Consider the following 20112-nt stretch of genomic DNA (forward strand, 5'->3'; position numbering starts at 1 on the left):
GTCGTCGCCACCGGCGGCTGGGCCGGGGTGGACGGCTGCGCATCGGGCTGCCCCACGGGCTTGGCCGGCGTCTTGCTCCACAGCGGCCGGTTCGGGTCGCTCGGGCCTTCGGCCTGCTGCTGCGGTTGCGTGGGTGCCGGCAGCGGCGTGGCCACGTTGCCGGGCTCGCTCGGCGGGCGCTGCTGGGCACTGCCGTTGGCGCCCTTCTGCTGGAACGGCGCGGGCGACTTGGTGATATACAGGGCCACCACCACGGCGATGGCCAGGCCGACGATCAGCCCGAGCACCAGGCCCAGGAACGTACCACCGCGCTGCATCCGGACATGGGTACGGGTTCGGCGCGCGGCGCGCTTGCGTTGCTGTTGCATGAAGTCCTCTTCGGTGTTGCCGGGGATTATAGGGCCTGTCCCGGCAGGCACGATTGAGACCACTCTGAAAAGTGGCCCAACCATCCGTCCCAGGCGCCTGGCGGCTCAGTTTGGAGCGGCCTCGCGGTCCATCCGTTGCGGCGCCGAGACGCCGATCACCGCCAGGCCGTTCTTGAGCACCTGGCGCGTGGCGGCCAGCAGCGCCAGCCGGGCGCGCTTGACCGCCTCGTCGTCCACCAGCACGCGGTCGGCGTTGTAGAAGGCGTGGAAGTCGCCGGCCAGGTCGCGCAGGTAGAACGCCACCGCATGGGGCGCCAGCTCGCCGGCGGCGGCGGCCAGCATGTCCGGGAACTCGGCCAGGCGGCGGCCCAGCGCGATGGCCTGGGCGCTCACATCCGCGCCGGTCACGGCGGCCAGGTCGGCCCCGGCCAGCTCCGGCAGGCGGGCTTCCCAGCCGGCGCCGCCCCAGGCTTCGAAGATCGAGCAGATCCGGGCATGGGCGTACTGCACGTAATACACCGGATTCTCGTCGTTCTGCTTCAGGGCGAGGTCCACGTCGAACACGAATTCGGTATCCGCCTTGCGGGACAGCAGGAAGAACCGCACGGCGTCGCGGCCGCGCGTGAAGTGGGCCGGCCAGTCCGCCACGCCGGCATCCAGCAGGCCGCGGATGGTCTCGTCGCCGCCATTGCTCCACTCGATCAGGTCGCGCACGGTCACGTACGAGCCGGCGCGCTTGGAGATCTTCACCTCCTCGCCGTTCTTCATCACCGTGACCATCTTGTGGAGCACGTAGTCGGGGTAGCCCTTGGGAATCCCCATGTCCAGCCCTTGCAGGCCGGCGCGCACGCGGGCGATGGTGCCGTGGTGGTCGCTGCCCTGCACGTTGATGACCTTGGCGAAGCCGCGCTCCCACTTGGTGGTGTGGTACGCCACGTCCGGCACGAAGTACGTGTAGGTGCCGTCCGTCTTCTTCATGACGCGGTCCTTGTCATCGCCGTCATCGGTGGTGCGCAGCCACAGCGCGCCTTCGCTCTCGTAGGTCTTGCCCTTGCCCACCAGCGACTGCACGGCGCCTTCCACGCGGCCATCGCTGTACAGCGACGACTCCAGGTAGTAGCGGTCGAACTTCACGCCGAAGGCCTGGAGGTCGATGTCCTGCTCGTTGCGCAGGTAGGTCACCGCGAACTTGCGGATCGACTCGATATCCTCGATGTTGCCCGAGGCGGTCACCGGCTCGCCGTCGCTGGCGGCCACCGTCTTGCCGGCCAGGAAGTCGGCGGCGATGTCGGCGATGTAGTCGCCGTTGTAGGCGGACTCGGGCCAGCCGGCCTCGCCCGGCTTCAGGCCGCGCGCGCGGGCCTGGACCGAGATGGCCAGCGTCTGGATCTGCACGCCGGCGTCGTTGTAGTAGAACTCGCGGTGCACCGCCCAGCCGTTCCAGGCCAGCAGGTTGGCCAGCGCGTCGCCCAGGGCGGCCTGGCGGCCATGGCCGACGTGGAGCGGCCCGGTCGGGTTGGCGGAGACGAACTCCACCAGCACCTGGCCATGCTCGCCGGCCGGCCGGGCGCCGAATCGATCACCTTCGGCCAGCACGGCGCGCAGCACGTCAGCGCGGGCGGCGGGGGTCAGGCGCAGGTTGATGAAGCCGGGGCCGGCGATCTCGGCCTGGGCGACGATCGCCGTGGCGCGCGGGTCGGCCTGCACGGCGGCGACGATCTTCTGGGCCAGTTCGCGCGGATTGCTCTTGAGCGCCTTGGCCACCTGCATGGCGATATTGCACGCCAGGTCGCCGTGGGCGGCCACCTTGGGGCGCTCGAAGGTGACGGCGGGCAGGGCGGCGTCGGCCGGGGCGAGCGCGCGCACGGCGTCAGTGAACGCGGCGGCAAGATTGGAGGTCTGAACAGGCAGCATGGATGTCTTTGCCCTGAAGGCGCTAAAGAGAGCGATGACCGGATCGGGGCGGTGCGGCAAGTGCGCCGCGCGTCGCGTGACCGGCACCCGGAAATCGGGAAACGCGGAATTTTATCAGGTGCTATGCTGACATCATGCGACCGCGCCGCCCGGCTTGTGCGGACCTTCGTCACTCGTGAAAGGAAACATCATGCTGATCACCTTCAAATCCCACGCGGCGCAGGACCTGATCATGATGAAGGATCTTGCCATCACGCTGCTTGGCATCATCGGCAAGCATATGGGCGAGCGCGGGGTGATCATGTCCGAGGAACTGCCGCACGCCATCAAGAAACTCGAGGCGGCCGTCCAGGATGCGAAGAAGGTACACCCCGCCGGTGCCTCCGTCCACGCCGACGCCCGCGACGAGGACGAGGAAGAACCCCTCCACCTGGGCCAGCGCGCCTACCCCTTCCTGGACATGCTGCGCGCGTCCGAGAAGGAAGGCGCCAACGTGATGTGGGGCGTCTGACGGCAAGCCTCCAAGTGCGGGCATCGGACGACATCCCGGTATACAAATAGAGAAAAAGGGCTGCGGAGTGATCTCCGCAGCCCTTTTTTACGCCCGGCCGGCCACGATGCGGTCAACCGGGAGGGGCGATGCTTACCACTGGAAACCAGCGCCGAGCGTTGCACCATAGTTGCCACGGGTATTGGAACTGGCGACGGCTTTGTAGACCCAGCGGCCGCTCTTCGACACCTGGGACACGCCCAGCGCCATGGCCGATTCGCCATTAAAAGTCGATCCCGCCATGGCAACCATGCTCTTGCCCGCCGCCGTGGCCTGCGGCAGGCCCGCCATCGCCATCGCCGACGCGACGCCTGCGTTGGCTTCCCGGCGATTGCTGTCGATGCGGGCGTCGGTGTAGGCGTTGGCCCGGGCCACCGTATTCTTGCCGTGGCTCTCCATCTGGGACACGTTGACCGCGTCGGTAGCGGCTGTGCCAGCGGCCACGTTGGCGATCTGCCGTTCGGCGCCCGCCGCGCCGACCGACACCGTGTCGGCCCGATCCGCGACGGCGTCCGCGCCGATGGCGACGCTGTTGCTCGCCGTGGCGGTCGCGCCGGCCCCCATCGAGACCGCCTTGTCGCCGGCCGCTTCCGCACTGCGCCCAATCGCCACACTGCCATTGCCCGAGGCATTGGCCTTGCTGCCTGCGGCCACGCCCTGGCTACCGCCCGCGGCGCGTGCCGCGTCGCCGCCGTCGCCCGTCCCGTCGGCGGCGAAGTAGGAGGTCGCGGTGGAAATGGTGCCCACCCGCTCCGTCAGTGCATAGATCTGGCCACCGTTGACGGCGTCCGAGCTGCCGGCCGCAATCGCCCCATCGGCGACGCCGGTCATCTTGCGGGAACCGTCCTTGCCGCTGATATCCACCATCTTGCCGCCCTTGTCGGCCGCCATGGAGATGTTGCCCGTTGCCGCATCCTGCTTGACCAGGCCGATTTCGCCATTGTTGATCTGGTTGGTGACCGTGGTCACCGAGCCTTCCACCCCCGCGAGACGGCCGTCGAGGTTGGTCACCGCCGCGCCGACACTGTGGACCGTCGTACCCCCCACGTTGTAGGTCGGCGCGGTGATCGCACCATTGGCGCCGACCGTGGCCCCGCCACCCAGCGCGTTGGCGGTGGCCAGGCTGGCGCCATAGAACTGGCCGCCGTTCACGGCAAACAGGCTGCCAGCGGAAACGGTGCCCGCTGCCACGCCGTCGAGTTGGCGCGCACCCGCGGTGCCGGCGAAGTTCACCGACGTGCCGGCCACGTCCTTGCCCACGGTCAGCGCCTTGGTCGTTGCGTCCTGCTGCACCAGGCCGGTCGTGCCGTTGATGACATCGGTGATATTGGTGTTGATCTCGTTGATGTCCGTGGTGTTGTTCTCGATGTTGGTCGTGTTGACCGAGACCTGCTGGTTGGTGGCATGCAGCTGCGCACCGTTCACGGCCTCCGTGCTGCCGGCCGAGAGCGCCCCGGCCTTCACGCCGGTCAGCGTGCGGACCCCGGCGGTGCCGGTGAAGTCCACCGACGTGCCGGCCACGTCCTTGCCCACCGACAGCGCCTTGCTGGTGGCGTCCTGCTGAACCAGGCCGGTCGTGCCGTTGGTGATATTGGTGATGGCCGTGCTGAGGTCATCGATGTCCGACGTATTGTTCGCGATGTTGGTCGTGTTTGTCGCGATGTTGGTCGTGTTGTTCTGGATGTTTGTAGAATTGGTCGACACCCGCTGGTTGGTCGTATGGAGCTGTGCGCCATTGACTGCATCGGTGCTGGCAGCCGCCACCGCACCAGCCTTCACGCCGGTCAGCGTGCGTACGCCGGCCGTGCCGGTGAAATCCACCGACGTCCCATCCACGTCCTTGCCTACCGTCAGTAACCTGCTGGTCGCATCCTGCTGCACCAGCCCCGCCGCGCCGTTGGTGATGTTCGTAATCGCCGTGTTGATATCGCCGATGTCCTGCGTGTTGTTTTCGATGTTGGTCGTGTTAGTCGCGATGTTGGTGGTGTTGTTCGCGATGTTGGTGGTGTTGGTGGACACCTGCTGGTTGGTGGCATGCAGCTGCGCACCGTTCACGGCCTCCGTGCTGGCGGCCGACAGCGTGCCTGCCTTCACCCCGGTCAGCGTGCGGGCACCTGCTGTGCCGGTGAAATTCACCGACGTGCCGGCCACGTCCCTGCCCACCGTCAGCCCCTTGCTGGTGGCGTCCTGCTGCACCAGGCCGGTCGTGCCGTTGGTGATATTGGTGATGGCCGTGTTGATGTCGCCAATGTTTTGCGTGTTGTTCTCGATGCTGGTCGTGTTGTTCTCGATGCTGGTCGTGTTGTTCGCGATGTTCGTCGTGTTAGTCGCGATGTTGGTGGTGTTGTTTGCGATGTTGGTCGTGTTGGTCGACACCTGCTGGTTGGTGGCATGCAACTGCGCACCATTCACGGCCTCCGTGCTGGCGGACGACAGCGCGCCAGCCTTCACGCCGGTCAGCGTGCGGACCCCAGCCGTGCCGGTGAAATTCACCGACGCGCCATCCACGTCCTTGCCCACCGTCAGCACCTTGCTGGTCGCATCCTGCTGCACCAGCCCCGTCGCACCATTGGTGATGTTGGAAAGCGCCGTGTTGATGTCGCCAATGTCCTGCGTGTTGTTCTCGATGTTGGTCGTGTTGATTGAGACCTGTTGGTTGGTCGCATGCAGCTGCGCACCGTTCACGGCCTCCGTGCTCGCGGCAGAGAGCGCACCGGCCTTTACGCCGGTCAGCGTGCGGGCACCAGCCGTGCCGGTGAAGTTCACCGACGTGCCGTTCACGTCCTTGCCCACCGTCAGCACCTTGCTGGCGGCGTCCTGCTGCACCAGACCCGCCCTGCCGGTGGCGATGTTGTTGATCGCCGTCGTGTTGTTCTGGATGTTCGTAGAATTGGTCGACACCTGCTGATTGGTGGCATGCAGCTGCGCACCGTTCACGGCCTCCGTGCTGGCGGCGGAGAGCGTGCCGGCCTTGACGCCAGTCAGCGTGCGGGCACCCGCAGTGCCGGCAAAGTCAACCGACGTGCCGTCCGTGGTCTTGCCCACAGTCAGCGCCCTGGTGGTCGCGTTCTGTTGCACGAGGCCCGCCGCGCCGTTGGTGATCCTGGTAATCGCCGTGTTGATGTCGCCGATGTCCGACGTGTTGTTCGCGATGTTGGTCGTGTTGACCGAGACCTGCTGATTGGTCGCATGCAGCTGCGCACCGTTCACGGCCTCCGTGCTGCCGGCCGACAGCGCGCCAGCCTTCACGCCGGTCAGCGTGCGTACGCCGGCCGTGCCGGTGAAATTCACCGACGCGCCATCCACGTCCTTGCCCACCGTCAGCAGCTTGCTGGTCGCATCCTGCTGCACCAGCCCCGTCGCACCATTGGTGATGTTGGAAAGCGCCGTGTTGATGTCGCCAATGTCCTGCGTGTTGTTCGCGATGTTGGTCGTGTTGTTCGCGATGTTGGTCGCATTTGTCGCGATGTTAGTCGCGTTGTTAGCGATGTTGGTCGTGTTGACCGAGACCTGCTGGTTCGTCGCATGCAGCTGCGCGCCATTGACGGCATCCGTGCTGGCGGCCGACAGCGTGCCGGCCTTGACGCCAGTCAACGTGCGCACACCGGCCGTGCCCGTGAGGTTCACCGACGTGCCGGCCACGTCCTTGCCAACCGTCAGCACCTTGCTGGTGGCATCCTGCTGCACCAAGCCTGTCTTGCCGGTAGCGATGTTGTTGATCGCCGTCGTGTTGTTCTGGATGTTGGTCGAGTTCGTTGCGATGTTGGTGGTGTTGTTGGCGATGTTGGTCGTGTTGGTCGACACCTGCTGGTTGGTGGCATGCAGCTGCGCACCGTTCACGGCTTCCGTGCTGGCGGCCGACAACGCGCCGGCCTTCACACCAGTCAGCGTGCGCGCACCCGCCGTGCCGGTGAGGTTCACCGACGTGCCGGCCACGTCCTTGCCAACCGTCACCACCTTGCTGGTCGCGTCCTGCTGCACCAAGCCTGTCCTGCCGGTAGCGATGTTGTTGATCGCCGTCGTGTTGTTCTGGATGTTGGTCGTGTTGGTCGACACCTGCTGGTTGGTGGCATGCAACTGCGCACCGTTCACGGCCTCCGTGCTGGCGGCCGACAACGCGCCGGCCTTCACACCAGTCAGCGTGCGCGCACCCGCCGTGCCGGTAAGGTTCACCGACGTGCCGGCCACATCCTTGCCAACCGTCAGCACCTTGCTGGTGGCATCCTGCTGCACCAAGCCTGTCTTGCCGGTAGCGATGTTGTTGATCGCCGTCGCGTTGTTCTGGATGTTTGTGGTGTTGTTGGCGATGTTGGTCGTGTTGGTCGACACCTGCTGGTTGGTGGCATGCAACTGCGCACCGTTCACGGCCTCCGTGCTGCCGGCCGCCAGCGTGCCAGCCTTGACGCCGGTCAGCGTGCGGGTACCTGCCGTGCCGGTGAGGTTCACCGACGTGCCGGCCACGTCCTTGCCAACCGTCAGCACCTTGCTGGTGGGATCCTGCTGCACCAAGCCCGTCCTGCCGGTAGCGATGTTGTTGATCGCCGTCGTGTTGGTCTGGATGTTGGTCGTGTTCGTCGCGATGTTGGTGGTGTTGCTTGCGATGTTGGTCGTGTTGACCGAGACCTGCTGGTTGGTGGCATGCAGCTGCGCACCGTTCACGGCTTCCGTGCTGGCAGCCGACAGCGTGCCAGCCTTGACGCCAGTCAGCGTGCGGGTACCTGCCGTGCCGGTAAGGTTCACCGACGTGCCAGCCACATCCTTGCCAACCGTCAGTACCTTGCTGGTGGCATCCTGCTGCACCAAGCCTGTCTTGCCGGTAGCGATGTTGTTGATCGCCGTCGTGTTGTTCTGAATGTTGGTCGAGTTGGTCGCGATGTTGGTGGTGTTGTTGGCGATGTTGGTCGTGTTGGTCGACACCTGCTGGTTGGTGGCATGCAACTGCGCACCGTTCACGGCCTCCGTGCTGCCGGCCGCCAGCGTGCCAGCCTTGACGCCGGTCAGCGTGCGGGTACCTGCCGTGCCGGTGAGGTTCACCGACGTGCCGGCCACGTCCTTGCCCACCGTCAGCACCTTGCTGGTCGCGTCCTGCAGCACCAGGCGGGGCGCGTTGGCCAGGTTCGCGATTGCTGCCGCGTTCGACGAGGTTTGGACGTCCAACGCGGACACGGCCGCGCCCACGTTGGTGTAGTTGGTACCGGCCACGCGGAAGCTCGGCAGCACGGGCGAGCCACTGGATGAAATCGCGGCGCCCCCTCCCACCATCGCTGCCACGCCCCGGACCTGGCGCACGGTCGCGCCATCCGAATCCGAGGTGCCATTCCCCATATTGGTAATCTGACGCGTCTGCGTCGCATTCCCTATGGATACGGAATCGCTTCTGGAGGACACGGCGCCCGCACCGAGCGCCACACTATTTGCCGGACTCGCGACTGCGCCGGTGCCAAGGGCCAGAGTATTCCCACCAGTTGCCCGGGCATTTGCCCCGAGCGCCACCGCATTGTCGTAGGTGGCCATCGCGCCCGTGCCAATCGCCACGGAATCGACGCCGTTGGCCACCGACATCGCGCCCACGGCGATCGCATTATTGCGATTCGCGGCCGCGTCCGCACCCAGCGCGAGAGCGTTGTTCGCCTCCGCGCTGGCGCCGAAACCAACAGCAGTCGAACTGACGCCATTCACAACAGTGTCGGCACCGATCGCGGTGTTCCCCGCACCTGTGCCGGAATTTGATGCAGCACCGACGGCGACGCCGTCTTCTCCGGCGGCGCTGCCGCCGCCCGCCTCATAGGCGTTTGCTACGTCGATAGGCGCGAAGCTTGCGAACGCGCTCAGCGCGGTTGCAGCCACGGTGGTCCGGGCCTTCCTGCCGCCAGATTTCGCGTTTTCTGCAGCGGCGACGAATGTCTCGGTGACGTGGTTCCAAATGCTTCTGTAGTGCTTGTTCATGTCAGTCCCTACTCTGATTTGCTGGATTCGCCCGATCACTGTTGCGCCATCTGCAATGTCATCGACGATCTCAATTTCGTTGTTGTGGGGACTTTCCTGAATAGTGATATCTTTAAAAGTAACGGAGTGATGACCCGGCGAACCAAGCAGTGCCCCAGGACAAGGACAGGACACTTGTGGAGTAAGGAGGACTTGGAAGCCTAGTAATTCTCTTGATACGACGGAAATGCAAAGAAAAAAGCACAAAAAAATGCCCGGCCACCAGTGAGGTGCCGGGCGTCCCGGATCAGGGATATATCCGGAAAGGGGGTTTTGCTGCAGGGGTAAACCGGTACGGGCCCGGGCTTCCCGGGCCGTGAAAAGTGGTGTGTCGTCGGCGGTTACTCGTCGCGGCGGCGGCCCGCCAGCAGCAGCCCGATACAGGCGCCCACCAGCGCGGCAATGCCTACCGCCTTGAGCGGGCTTTCCGCCACGCGAGCACGGCCGTGATCCACGGCTTCGTCCATATGTTCCCGGGCCCAGTGCATGCCATCGGTCCCCCGGGCGCGAATCCGTTCCGCCATCTCGTTGGCCCGCATGCGCAGGCGGCGGCCGGCCGCCAGGCCCTCTTCCGACCCCTCGTGGGTGAGCACGTCGATGGTCTGCTGGAGCTGGGCGATCAGGGCCTTGACCTCGCCCGAGACCGGTACGGCTGCGTCACGCGCGGCGTCGCGGGTATCGCGGGCGGCATGTTTCAGCTGGCGCACGGCTGCGTCGGCGCTGTCATGCAAGTGATTGATTTCCTTCCTTACTTTGGGGTTCTGCGTGAGCATAGGGACTCCTCATTGCGGTTCGGGGTACTGAGCACCGCCCCCGCCGCCAATCCGGCGATGGGCGCGTGCCGCGTGGGTGCCCCTTACCTTCTGCGGATCAGGCCCATCACAAAGGTGACAAGCGCCACGACCAGGAAGATGAAGAACAGGATCTTGGCAATTTCGACGGCACCGGCGGCAATGCCACCAAAGCCGAAGATCGCCGCGATCAGCGCGACAACGAAGAAAACGAGTGCGTAATGCAGCATGGCCAGTCTCCCGAGGTTAGCGGGCGCACCCCTGATGCTGTGGTGCGTCCGGCTTGCGCCACGGCGCGCAAGCTCATAGCCTCATCGTAGGGTCATGCCCCGGCCCCAGACACCGACACCCGACCGATTCCCGTGTCAGCCAAGTCCTACAATGCACACCGCGCCGCACCGGGTGCGCCACCCGGGCGCCGTCTGTACGATTGACCCTGCCATGTTGATGTGATCCCATGGCCGCACGTGCGCGCCCGCGCGTCCGCCCAAACCGGTATTTCCTGGTATTCGTGATGGCCAAGCACTCCCTACTTCTCAGAAATACCCTGCTGCTCGCCGGCGGCATCGTGCTGACCCTGGCCGTCCTGATTGCCTCGGAGACGGGCAACCTGCGCCTGCGCGAGGGCTATACCGAAGCCATCCGCTCGCAGCAGCTGCAGAGTGACCTGGGCGCGCTGATGGGGGAACTCGTCAACGCCGAGGCGGGCCAGCGCGGTTTCCTGCTGACCGGCCAGGACAGCTATCTGGAGCCGTACTACAAGGCGCTGCCGCAGATCAACGCACTGATGGCCCGCATCCGCCAGCACTACGCCAACGACGCCGAGGGCCTGCGCCAGTTTGGCGAGGCGTCCCAGTTCGTCACCCGCAAGCTCAACGAGATGGCCCTGACGCTGGTCTACGGCAAGCGCGATGTGGACGTGGCGATGGACCTGATCCGCACCGATTTCGGCCGCCAGACCATGGAAGCCGCCCGGCGCGGGCTGGAGCAGCTGCAGGCGCGCGAGTCCGGCACCGTGACGCACAACCTGGAGGCGGCCGAGCATGACCTGCAGCTCTCGCGCTACGGCATCGGCCTGTTGACGGCGATCAACATCCTGCTGCTGGTCACGGTCGGGCTCGGCCATTCGCGCCGGATGTCGATGGCCGAGGCGGCCCGCATCCAGCTGGAAGAGGAAAGCGCCCGGCTCGACCGCAAGGTGCGCGCGCGTACGCGGCAGCTGTCCGCGCTGGCGGCCCACTTGCAGCGCGTGACCGAGGACGAGAAGACCCGGCTGGCCCGGGAACTCCACGACGAACTGGGCGCCATCCTGACGGCCATCAAGCTCGACCTGCACTGGGTGCGCATGCGTGTGCAGGAGACCCACCCCGAGGCGCGCGACAAGCTGACCCGCGTGATGCTGCACGTGGATCAGGGCATCCAGATCAAGCGGCAGCTGATCGAGGACCTGCGCCCGACCGTGCTGCTGAACCTGGGCCTGCGCGAGGCCATCATCCAGTCCGTGGAGGACGGCGGCGCGCGCAACCAGTGGGAAACCGATGTGGATCTGCCCGATTCCCTGCCGCCGCTGCGCGACAGCGCGGCCATCGCGCTATACCGGATCGTGCAGGAATCGTTGACCAACGCCAGCAAGTACGCCGAGGCGCGCCACGTCTCCGTGGCGCTGGCCTGCACCGACGACCATCTCACCCTGACCATCCGCGATGATGGCAAGGGTCTGCCGCCGGACTTCGACGCCGGCAGCACGGCCGGCCACCACGGCCTGCTGGGGATGGAGCAGCGCGTGCTGGCGCTGGGCGGGACGATGCAGATCGACTCCGCGCCCGGCCAGGGCGTGAGCGTGCGCATCGAGGTGCCGCTCACCACATCGGTGCTGGCGCCGCCGGAGGAAACGGAAAAGGCAGCCGAGCAGCTGTAGGCCGTCAGGCCGAGGTCGCATATTCCTCGATCACGCGGAACACCTGCTCCAGTTCCAGCGACTTGTCGAAGAAATAGTCGGCCCCGGCCTCCGCGCACTGGCGGCGGTACATCGAGACCTGCGCGTGATTGGTGTAGACGATGCGGATGCCGGAGAGCCCGGCGCGCTGCATCTCGCGCAGCACATTGATGCCGTTGCCCTGCTTGAGCTGCAGGTCGACGATCACCACGTCATAATGCCCGCCCCCGGCCAGCCGGATGGCCATGGCCTCGGTATCGGCCCAGTCCACGGATTCGACGAACGGGAAGGCCGTCAGGTATTCCAGCAGCATGCCCCGCAGGACCGCGGAATCCTCGATCAGGAGGACGCGCAGCGAGCGGGTCGAGGAGGCCGTGGCTTGCTCCGGCATGGTGCGATAGGGGGCGGCGAAAGGTCTGTTTGCTGACGGGGACGACGGGACGCTACTCCACCAGGCCGTTCTTGATGGCGTAGTACGTCAGGTCGGCGTTGGTCTTCATGCCCATTTTTTCCAAAATGCGCGAGCGATAGGTGCTCACGGTCTTCACACTCAGGAACAGCTCGTCGGCGATGACCGAGACCGACTGCCCGCGCGACAGCTTGCAGAAGATCTGGAACTCGCGCTCGGAAAGGGTCTGGTGCACCGGCTGCTCGGTGGGCTTGTCCAGCCCGCCGATCAGCAGGTCGGCCACGGTCGGGCTGACGTAGCGGCGGCCCTGGGCCACCGTGCGGATGGCCTTGACCAGGTCGTCCGGCGCGGACTCCTTGGTCAGGTAGCCGGACGCCCCGGCACGGATCAGGTTGATCGCGTACTGGTCTTCCGGATAGGTGGACAGAATCAGCACCGGCAGGTTAGGCAGGCGCTGCCGGATGAGTTTGAGTACGTCGATGCCGTTCCGGTCCGGCATGGAAATATCGAGTACGAGGACATCGAACTCGCTGTCGCGCAACTGCGCCATCACTTCGTCGCCGCTGGCGGCTTCGCCCGTCACCTTGATGTCGGGTTCCTCTGAAATGAACTGGCGCAGACCGGCGCGAACGATCTCATGATCGTCGGCGATCAAGACGCGGATCATCGGTGTCTCCACGGTGAGGGGGCAGCGCGGCTGCCAAAGCACGGCCCGCGCCGGTTTCTGCATTGTAGTGCCGGCGCCGCAGCAAATATGTCAGTGTCAGGCTGACACTGACGCGCCACGGCACGGGCCTGCTGCGCTGCGCCAAATCGGGCGCCCGGCCGCCTCCAGCACGTGAAAACGGCAGAACGGGCGCCGAAGCGCCCGTTCTGGTGATGCATTCCGCGTCCTGCGCCCCGGCCTGGGGGGAGGCGGCCTGGAGGGTACCGCCCCGGCCCCTGCCGGGCGCCGAGCGCTGGGATAGCGATCGACTACTGGATCTTGGTACCGGCGTCCGCCCCCGCCCCGGCACTGGCGCCGAGCGGCGTCACGCCGTCCTTCGACTCGCCCTTCTTGCTCTTGGCCTTGGCGTGGCTGCCCTGCTTGCTCTTCGAGTGGGTCTCGGCCTTGGTGCCGGCTGAGGTGTCTGCCTTCGCACCGGCCTTGGCGCCGATGTCTGCCTTGCTGTCGGCGGCCGTCGGCGCGGTGGTCGTGGCGGCGCCACCTTGCGTGCTCAGGCCGCCCGATGCGTTGGCGCCCGCGCTCACACCCGGCGCGTTCACCGAGGCGCCCAGTCCGTTTTGCGCACCGGCGGTGACGCCGGTACCTTGGGCCATCGCCACGGAGGAAGCGGCAGCAATCGACAGGGCGGACAGGGAGATCAGCAGCTTGTTCATGGAAGAGACTCCTATTCTGGAATGCCCCGCGACGAAACATTCGTCGCGGCATTCACGCGGTGTCACGTGAACTGAGGCTCAGTCTAAGGAGTCTTTCCGGCGCGGTCTGTGAGGACTTGTAATGCCCTGTAAGCAGTGGTGAGGCCCGTTACAGGTTCGGCGCGAGGGCGCGTTCCAGCGTGGCACGGTCTTCGCCACGGCGCGCCACCATGTCGTCGAGCTGGTCCTGGCCGATCTTGCCAACGCTGAAGTACGTGGCGTCCGGATGCGCAAGATAGAAGCCGCTCACCGAGGCCGCCGGCGTCATCGCCAGCGATTCGGTGATGCCCATGCCGATCTCGCCGGCGTCGAGGAATTCGAACATCGGGCCCTTGACCGTGTGCTCCGGGCAGGCCGGATAGCCGGGCGCCGGGCGGATGCCGCGATACGACTCGGCGATCAGCTCGTCGTTGCTCAGCGTCTCGCCAGCGTTGTAGCCCCACAGGTCCGTGCGTACGCGGGCGTGCAGGCATTCGGCGAAGGCTTCGGCCAGACGGTCGGCCAGCGCCTTGAGCATGATCGCGCTGTAGTCGTCGTGGTCGGCCTCGAACTGGGCTTCCTTCTTGTCCACGCCAATGCCGGCCGTGACCGCGAACAGGCCGATGTAGTCGGCCACGCCGCTGTCCTTCGGGGCGATGAAATCCGCCAGGCTGCGGTTGGGGCGGCGCACGCCGTCCACCACCGGGCGCTCGCTCTGCTGGCGCAGGTTGTGCCAGGTCAGCGCCACCTTGGTGCGGGTCTCGTCGGTATAGATCTCGATGTCGTCGTCGTTGACCGTGTTGGCCGGCAGCAGCGCCATTACGCCGTTGGCAGTCAGCCAGCGGCCCTGGATCAGCCGGGCCAGCATGCTCTTGCCGTCCGAGAACACGCGGCGGGCGGACTCGCCCACGATCTCGTCGTTGAGGATGTCCGGGAATTTGCCGGCGAGGTCCCAGGTCTGGAAGAACGGGCCCCAGTCAATGTAGTTGGCCAGTTCGGCGAGGTCGTAGTTGCGGAACACGCGGCGGCCGATGAATTTCGGCTTCGGCGCCACGTAGGCGCTCCAGTCCACCGGCGTCTTGTTGGCGCGTGCCTGGGCCAGCGTCACCATCGGCGTGGCCTTCTTGCTGGCGTGCTGGGTGCGGATGCGGTCGTAGTCGACGCGCAGCTCGTCCAGGTACTTCTTGGCGCCTTCGTCCGAAAGCAGGCTGGAGGCCACGCTGACCGAGCGCGAGGCATCGGGCACGTAGACCACCGGACCTTCGTAGTGCGGGGCGATCTTGACCGCCGTGTGCACGCGCGAGGTGGTGGCGCCGCCAATCAGCAGCGGAATCTTCTTGATGCGGAAGTAGTCGTCACGCTGCATCTCGGACGCCACATAGGCCATTTCCTCGAGCGACGGGGTGATCAGGCCGGACAGGCCCACGATGTCCGCGCCCTCGACCTTGGCCCGCGCCAGGATCTCGTTGCAGGGCACCATCACGCCCATGTTCACGACTTCGAAGTTGTTGCACTGAAGCACCACCGACACGATGTTCTTGCCGATGTCGTGCACATCGCCCTTCACCGTGGCGATGACGATCTTGCCCCGCGCGCGCACGTCGCCGCCGGCCTCGGCCAGCAGGCGCTTCTCTTCCTCGATGAACGGCAGCAGGTGCGCCACGGCCTGTTTCATCACCCGCGCGCTCTTGACCACCTGCGGCAGGAACATCTTGCCGGCGCCGAACAGGTCGCCGACCACGTTCATGCCGTCCATCAGCGGCCCTTCGATCACCTCGATGGGACGGCCGCCGCGCGCGAAGATCTCCTGGCGCGCTTCCTCGGTATCCTCGACGATGAACGTGGTGATGCCGTGCACCAGCGCATGGGCGAGGCGTGCGGCCACCGTCACCGGCTGCTCGGGCGTGCCGCGCCAGGCCAGGTTCTCTTCCCGCTTGGCGCCGCCGCCCTTGAAGCGGTCGGCAATCTCCAGCAGGCGGTCCGTGGAATCGTCGCGGCGGTTCAGCACCACGTCTTCCACGCGCTCGCGCAGTTCCGGGTCGAGCTGGTCGTACACGCCCAGTTGGCCGGCATTGACGATGCCCATGTCCATGCCCGCCGCGATGGCGTGGTACAGGAACACGGTGTGGATGGCTTCGCGCACCACGTCGTTGCCGCGGAACGAGAACGACACGTTGGAGACACCGCCGCTCACCTTCGCATACGGCAGGTTCTGCTTGATCCAGCGCGTGGCCTCGATGAAGTCCACCGCGTAGTTGTTGTGCTCCTCGATGCCCGTGGCCACCGCGAAGATGTTCGGGTCGAAGATGATGTCCTCGGGCGGGAAGCCCAGCTCGTTCACCAGCAGGTCGTAGCTGCGCTTGCAGATCTCGGTCTTGCGCGCGAAGGTGTCGGCCTGGCCCTTCTCGTCGAACGCCATCACCACGGTGGCAGCGCCGTAGCGGCGGATCAGCGCGGCCTGGTGGCGGAACTGCTCCTCGCCCTCCTTGAGCGAGATCGAGTTCACCACCGGCTTGCCCTGCACGCATTGCAGCCCGGCCTCGATCACCTCCCACTTGGACGAGTCGATCATGATCGGCACCCGCGCAATGTCCGGCTCGGAGGCAATCAGGTTCATGAAGCGAACCATCGCCGCCTTCGAATCCAGCATGGCCTCGTCCATGTTGATGTCGATGATCTGCGCGCCGTTCTCCACCTGCTGGCGGGCCACGGCCAGCGCCTCGTCGAACTGGCCGTTCAGGATCATGCGCGCGAACGCCTTGGAGCCGGTGACGTTGGTACGCTCGCCCACGTTGACGAACAGCGTGTCGTCGTCGATGGTGAACGGCTCCAGGCCGGAGAGGCGCATCGGACGCGGGGGCAGGTTTTGCTGGCTCATGGGAAGGCTATGTCTCGCTATGTCTGGTGTGGGGCGGGCGATGGATCAGGCGGCGGCGGTGGCGGCCACGGCGGTGTCGTCGCGGTACTGGCCGGGCCAGGTGCGCGGCGCCTTGTTGGCCACGCGCTGGGCGATGGCCGCGATGTGCTCGGGCGTGGTGCCGCAGCAGCCGCCCACCAGGTTCACCAGCCCGGACGCGGCGAATTCCTCCACCAGCGACGAGGTGACCTCGGGCGTTTCGTCGAAGCCGGTGTCGCTCATCGGGTTGGGCAGGCCGGCGTTGGGGTAGCAGGACACCGCGGCGTCGCACACCTTGGCCAGTTCGGCGATGTACGGGCGCATCAGCGTGGCGCCGAGCGCGCAGTTCAGGCCGAAGGTGATCGGCCGGGCGTGGCGCAGGCTGTTCCAGAACGCCTCGACGGTCTGGCCGGAGAGAATGCGCCCCGAGGCGTCGGTCACGGTGCCGGAGATCATCACGGGCACGCGCTCGCCGGTGTCCTCGAACAGCTGGTCGATGGCGAACAGGGCGGCCTTGGCGTTCAGCGTGTCGAAGATCGTCTCGACCAGGAACACGTCGGCGCCGCCCTCGAGCAGACCCTTGCCCTGCTCGTAGTAGGACTCGCGCAGTTCCTCGAACGTGACGTTGCGCGCGCCGGGGTCGTTCACATCCGGGCTGATGCTGGCGGTCTTCGGCGTGGGGCCGAAGGCGCCGGCCACGAAGCGCGGCTTCTCCGGCGTGCTGAACTTGTCGCAGGCGGCGCGCGCCAGGCGGGCGGCCACGACGTTCATCTCATAGGCGAGGTCCGCCATCTTGTAGTCTTCCTGCGCCACGCGCGTGGCCCCGAACGTGTTGGTCTCGATCAGGTCCGCGCCGGCGGCAAGGTACTGCTCGTGGATCTCGCTGATGACTTCCGGGCGCGTAAGCAGCAGCAGTTCGTTGTTGCCCTTCACGTCGATGCGATGGTCCGCGAAGCGCGTGCCGCGATAGTCGGCCTCGCCAAGCTTGTAGCGCTGGATCATGGTGCCCATGGCGCCGTCCAGGATCAGGATGCGGTCGCGCAGCAACCGGGGCAGGTTGGCGGCCCGCGTGTACGGACGGACAGGTGTGGGAGTGGCGCTCATGACGGGGCTGGGGCGGAAGACTGCCGAATTTTGGGTAAGAGCGGGATTTTATCAGGGTGATCAAGGCATTGCGGGCAGAAAGGACATCGGAAACCCCGCTATTCCGCGCCGCGCCCGGGTTGTCAGTGCCGGGCGCGGCGGCCTACACTGGGAGACGTAATCGCCACCGCACTTGTTCCCGTCCTCCCAAACCCGCCCCAACCCGCCCAAACCGGCCCGAACCGCATGCAACACCTGAGCCCCGCCGACGCCCGCGCCCTGCTCGACAGCGCCCCCGATGCGCTGTTCATCGACTGCCGCAGCGAGATGGAATACCTGTTCGTCGGCCATCCGCAGGGCGCCCACAACGTGCCCTGGAACGATGGGCCGGACTGGGAGGTGAACCCGCATTTCGTCCAGGCGGTGAAGAAGCTGGCCGGCCATGCCTCGGCCCGCCCGGTGCTGCTGATCTGCCGCAGCGGCAACCGCTCCACGGCGGCGGCGCGTGCGCTGGAGGGCGCCGGCTTCACCACGGTGTACAACGTCCTGCACGGCTTCGAGGGCGACCTGGACCCCCAGCGGCATCGCAATACCCTGAATGGCTGGCGCCACGACGGGTTGCCGTGGGAACAGTACTGACACCGGCTGTTGACCCGCCCGCGCCATGAAAAACGCCCGCTTGCGCGGGCGTCGTCGTATCGCGGTGGGGCAGACGGTGCCGGGTCAGTGCATGACCAGCGGGTTGTTCATCACCGTATCGAACTTGCCGAGGAATTCATCCACCTCTTCCACGGATGGCTCGCTCTCGATCAGACGCGTCACATCGGCGCGGAAGGTCTCGGCCATATGGCCGCCGAGGAAAATTTCGCGTTTCAGGTTCTTGTCGACGATTTCGTAGCCGCCCGAGGCAAGGGGCGCATGCTCGACATCTGCTCCAAACTCGACAATGCAGTAATTGTCGCTGTTGTAGATCATTTGCATTGCGCTACCTCCTGGCGTCATGGTTGGCGACAATCCCGCAGATTATTGCGGTTTCCGGCGTTAAACCGGCGTGAATGCCGCGATTTCACCTCCAAGCTGAGGGTAGTCGTCCGTAATTCAAGTTCTGCTGCCGGACGAAACCTTGCGTGCCATTGCTGCCCTCCTAGGTTGGGCATCGGCGCCGCACGCAAGTTTCTTGAGCGCCGAGCAGTTCTGTATTCCAAATCTTTCAGCGTATTACTAGGGCACGTCGCATTGACCGCCGCATGCCGCATTGCCGAGGAACGCATCGAACACCGCGAAAAAGCGTTCCGGCTGTTCCAGGAACGGCAGGTGCGCGGCCTCGGGCAATACCTCCAGCTTCGCACCATGGATCTTGCTGGCAATGGATTGCGCCATCGAAACGGGCGCACCCTCATCGTTTTCGCCCACGATCACCAACGTGGGGCAATGAATCCGGCCGATGGCCTCCGAGAGGTCGAAGGCCACGATGGCTTGCGCCACCCCGACGTAGCCCTCCACCGGCGTACCCAGAAGCATCCTGCGGACCCGCTCGACCGCCTCCGGATGCGCTTCCCGGAATCCGGCCGTCAACCACCGCTCCAGCGTGGCATTGACCATGCCCGCCATGCCATGTGCCTCGGCCTGGCCGATGCGGTTGGCCCACATCGGGTGCGCCGTCATCGGCGTATGGTCTTGCGTGTCGACCAGCGTCAGCGACAGCAGCCGCTCCGCATGCCGCACGCCGAGCGTCTGCCCGATCATGCCGCCCACCGAGACCCCGCAGAAATGCGCCTGCGGAATCTCGAGGGTGTCCATCAGCGCGGCCACGTCATCGGCCAGCCGCGCCATCGTATAAGACCCGATCGGGGCATCGCTGCCGCCATGGCCGCGCAGGTCGTACCTCAGTATGCGATACCGGGGCGCCAGATGCCGTGCGGTGTCGTCCCAGAGCGACAAATTCGCACCCAAAGCGTGCGCCAACACCACCCACGGGCCGTCCGAACCGTCGATGCGGACCTGCAGGTCCACGTCGCCAGTGCGTATGCGTCGGGTGTTCGTGTCAGCCATATGTCGATCTCCGGAGTGTCACGGCACGAATGATTCTCAACGTCCCTCAGTACTACGATAGACGAGATCAATCTGAGTGCCATCGGGTTCCGTCTGACGCAGACGCGCCGGCAGCCATTTCAGCGCGGGCGCCAGCCACACTTCCACGCGCCGTTTATCACCCGGATGACGTGGCAGGCGCACGAAGTGCTTCGTGCTGACCATGCCATGCACGCCGATCTCGATGGTCTCCTCCCCCACGTATTGCACCTGCATCGGCTCCACCTCGCGGGTATCGGCCACATTGAAGGTGTCGGTCACGCCCGGCGCGGCGTAGCGCTGGGGGTTGGCGGCGACCCATCCCACCAGTTGCAGGAACACACTGAAGCGGTCCTGGAAGTTCTGCGGCATCGGCGCCTGGCCGCCACGCGTTTCAAACACGATCAGCCCGGCCGCAGGGTCGAAGCGCGCCACTTCCTTCTTGCTGCGGCGGGCTTCCTCGTAGCGCAGCGGGGTCAGCCCGCCCGGCCCCATCTCGCCGGCGCTCTGGAACACGAAGCGGAACCACAGCACGCGCGTCTCCACCACCAGCCGGTAGCGGCCGCCGTCCTGCTCCCAGCGGATCAGGCCGTCCGGGTTCTGCACGCCATTGACGTAGCTCGAGTAATGCATGGTGGCCGATGGCGGCGGGGTGTACTGGGGCGATGCCGGCGCGGGCGGGGCCGGGGGCGCCGGCGCGGCGGTGGCGCTG

The 20112-nt window shown here is 66.0% G+C and carries 16 protein-coding genes and 4 pseudogenes; 4 read left to right on the forward strand and 16 right to left on the reverse strand.

Annotated elements, in window-relative coordinates; genetic code table 11:
- Nucleotides 1-368 (reverse strand): annotated as a pseudogene (locus tag KHO18_RS25535) (SPOR domain-containing protein); the annotation flags it as partial.
- A 105-nt stretch (nt 369-473) separates the two neighbouring features.
- Nucleotides 474-2282: an arginine--tRNA ligase gene (argS, locus tag KHO18_RS25540; protein WP_144199277.1), complete on the reverse strand. Its 1809-nt coding sequence runs from the start codon at nt 2280-2282 to the stop codon at nt 474-476.
- Nucleotides 2283-2472: 190 nt separating this feature from the next.
- On the opposite strand from argS, the gene KHO18_RS25545 reads away from it, so the two are divergent.
- The gene (locus KHO18_RS25545) at nt 2473-2793 is read left to right on the forward strand and encodes a DUF1840 domain-containing protein (protein ID WP_211944114.1); all 321 of its coding nucleotides are present in this window, start codon (nt 2473-2475) and stop codon (nt 2791-2793) included.
- A gap of 132 nt (nt 2794-2925) precedes the next feature.
- On the opposite strand, the gene KHO18_RS28765 is transcribed toward KHO18_RS25545, so the two are convergent.
- The 3 genes and pseudogenes from KHO18_RS28765 to KHO18_RS28775 form a co-directional block, all read right to left on the reverse strand.
- Nucleotides 2926-6183, reverse strand: a complete 3258-nt coding sequence (locus KHO18_RS28765) for a YadA family autotransporter adhesin (RefSeq protein WP_409365109.1) — start codon at nt 6181-6183, stop codon at nt 2926-2928.
- 123 nt (nt 6184-6306) lie between these two features.
- Nucleotides 6307-6471: pseudogene (locus KHO18_RS28770) on the reverse strand (hypothetical protein); the annotation flags it as partial.
- 129 nt (nt 6472-6600) lie between these two features.
- Nucleotides 6601-8394: pseudogene (locus KHO18_RS28775) on the reverse strand (beta strand repeat-containing protein); the annotation flags it as partial.
- Between KHO18_RS28775 and KHO18_RS28575 the strand changes: the two are divergent.
- Nucleotides 8381-8620: a hypothetical protein gene (locus KHO18_RS28575; protein WP_244845093.1), complete on the forward strand. Its 240-nt coding sequence runs from the start codon at nt 8381-8383 to the stop codon at nt 8618-8620. The pseudogene KHO18_RS28775 and the gene KHO18_RS28575 sit on opposite strands and share 14 nt — an antisense overlap.
- Before the next feature lie 35 nt (nt 8621-8655).
- Here KHO18_RS28575 and KHO18_RS28780 read toward each other — a convergent pair.
- The 3 genes and pseudogenes from KHO18_RS28780 to KHO18_RS25560 form a co-directional block, all read right to left on the reverse strand.
- Nucleotides 8656-8778 (reverse strand): annotated as a pseudogene (locus KHO18_RS28780) (ESPR domain-containing protein); the annotation flags it as partial.
- Nucleotides 8779-9158: 380 nt separating this feature from the next.
- Entirely contained in the window at nt 9159-9590 is a 432-nt protein-coding gene (locus KHO18_RS25555; protein ID WP_144202516.1) for a DUF883 family protein, read from the reverse strand.
- Nucleotides 9591-9673: 83 nt separating this feature from the next.
- Nucleotides 9674-9838 (reverse strand): DUF1328 domain-containing protein, encoded by a 165-nt coding sequence (locus KHO18_RS25560; protein ID WP_092291307.1) that lies wholly within the window; start codon nt 9836-9838, stop codon nt 9674-9676.
- Between the two features lie 284 nt (nt 9839-10122).
- On the opposite strand from KHO18_RS25560, the gene KHO18_RS25565 reads away from it, so the two are divergent.
- A complete protein-coding gene (locus tag KHO18_RS25565; RefSeq protein ID WP_144202518.1) occupies nt 10123-11526 on the forward strand; it encodes a CHASE3 domain-containing protein in 1404 nt (467 codons plus the stop codon).
- 4 nt (nt 11527-11530) lie between these two features.
- On the opposite strand, the gene KHO18_RS25570 is transcribed toward KHO18_RS25565, so the two are convergent.
- From KHO18_RS25570 to KHO18_RS25590, 5 genes are all read right to left on the reverse strand, one after another.
- On the reverse strand, nt 11531-11935 hold the full coding sequence (locus KHO18_RS25570; protein ID WP_144202520.1) for a response regulator: 405 nt from the start codon (nt 11933-11935) through the stop codon (nt 11531-11533).
- A 52-nt stretch (nt 11936-11987) separates the two neighbouring features.
- Nucleotides 11988-12620, reverse strand: coding sequence for a response regulator (locus KHO18_RS25575; RefSeq protein WP_061956399.1), 633 nt, complete (start codon nt 12618-12620; stop codon nt 11988-11990).
- A gap of 308 nt (nt 12621-12928) precedes the next feature.
- A complete protein-coding gene (locus KHO18_RS25580) occupies nt 12929-13333 on the reverse strand; it encodes a hypothetical protein (protein ID WP_144202522.1) in 405 nt (134 codons plus the stop codon).
- Nucleotides 13334-13481: 148 nt separating this feature from the next.
- Nucleotides 13482-16229, reverse strand: a complete 2748-nt coding sequence (gene metH, locus KHO18_RS25585) for a methionine synthase (RefSeq protein ID WP_144202524.1) — start codon at nt 16227-16229, stop codon at nt 13482-13484.
- Between the two features lie 45 nt (nt 16230-16274).
- Nucleotides 16275-17351, reverse strand: coding sequence for a homocysteine S-methyltransferase family protein (locus KHO18_RS25590; RefSeq protein ID WP_144202526.1), 1077 nt, complete (start codon nt 17349-17351; stop codon nt 16275-16277).
- A gap of 225 nt (nt 17352-17576) precedes the next feature.
- Here KHO18_RS25590 and KHO18_RS25595 point away from each other — a divergent pair, with 225 nt between their 5' ends.
- Nucleotides 17577-17969 carry a rhodanese-like domain-containing protein gene (locus KHO18_RS25595; RefSeq protein WP_144202528.1) on the forward strand — a complete coding sequence of 131 codons (393 nt, stop codon included), beginning with the start codon at nt 17577-17579 and terminating at the stop codon, nt 17967-17969.
- Between the two features lie 84 nt (nt 17970-18053).
- Here KHO18_RS25595 and KHO18_RS25600 read toward each other — a convergent pair whose 3' ends face one another.
- From KHO18_RS25600 to KHO18_RS25610, 3 genes are all read right to left on the reverse strand, one after another.
- The gene (locus KHO18_RS25600; RefSeq protein ID WP_092291295.1) at nt 18054-18311 is read right to left on the reverse strand and encodes a BTH_I0359 family protein; all 258 of its coding nucleotides are present in this window, start codon (nt 18309-18311) and stop codon (nt 18054-18056) included.
- Nucleotides 18312-18551: 240 nt separating this feature from the next.
- A complete protein-coding gene (gene pcaD / locus KHO18_RS25605) occupies nt 18552-19382 on the reverse strand; it encodes a 3-oxoadipate enol-lactonase (RefSeq protein ID WP_144202530.1) in 831 nt (276 codons plus the stop codon).
- Nucleotides 19383-19418: 36 nt separating this feature from the next.
- Nucleotides 19419-20112, reverse strand: a 694-nt coding sequence (locus tag KHO18_RS25610; RefSeq protein WP_211944116.1) for a DUF3108 domain-containing protein, incomplete at its 5' end; no start/stop codon positions are given.

The sequence above is a fragment of the Cupriavidus campinensis genome, from assembly GCF_905397395.1.
Classification (GTDB): domain Bacteria; phylum Pseudomonadota; class Gammaproteobacteria; order Burkholderiales; family Burkholderiaceae; genus Cupriavidus; species Cupriavidus campinensis.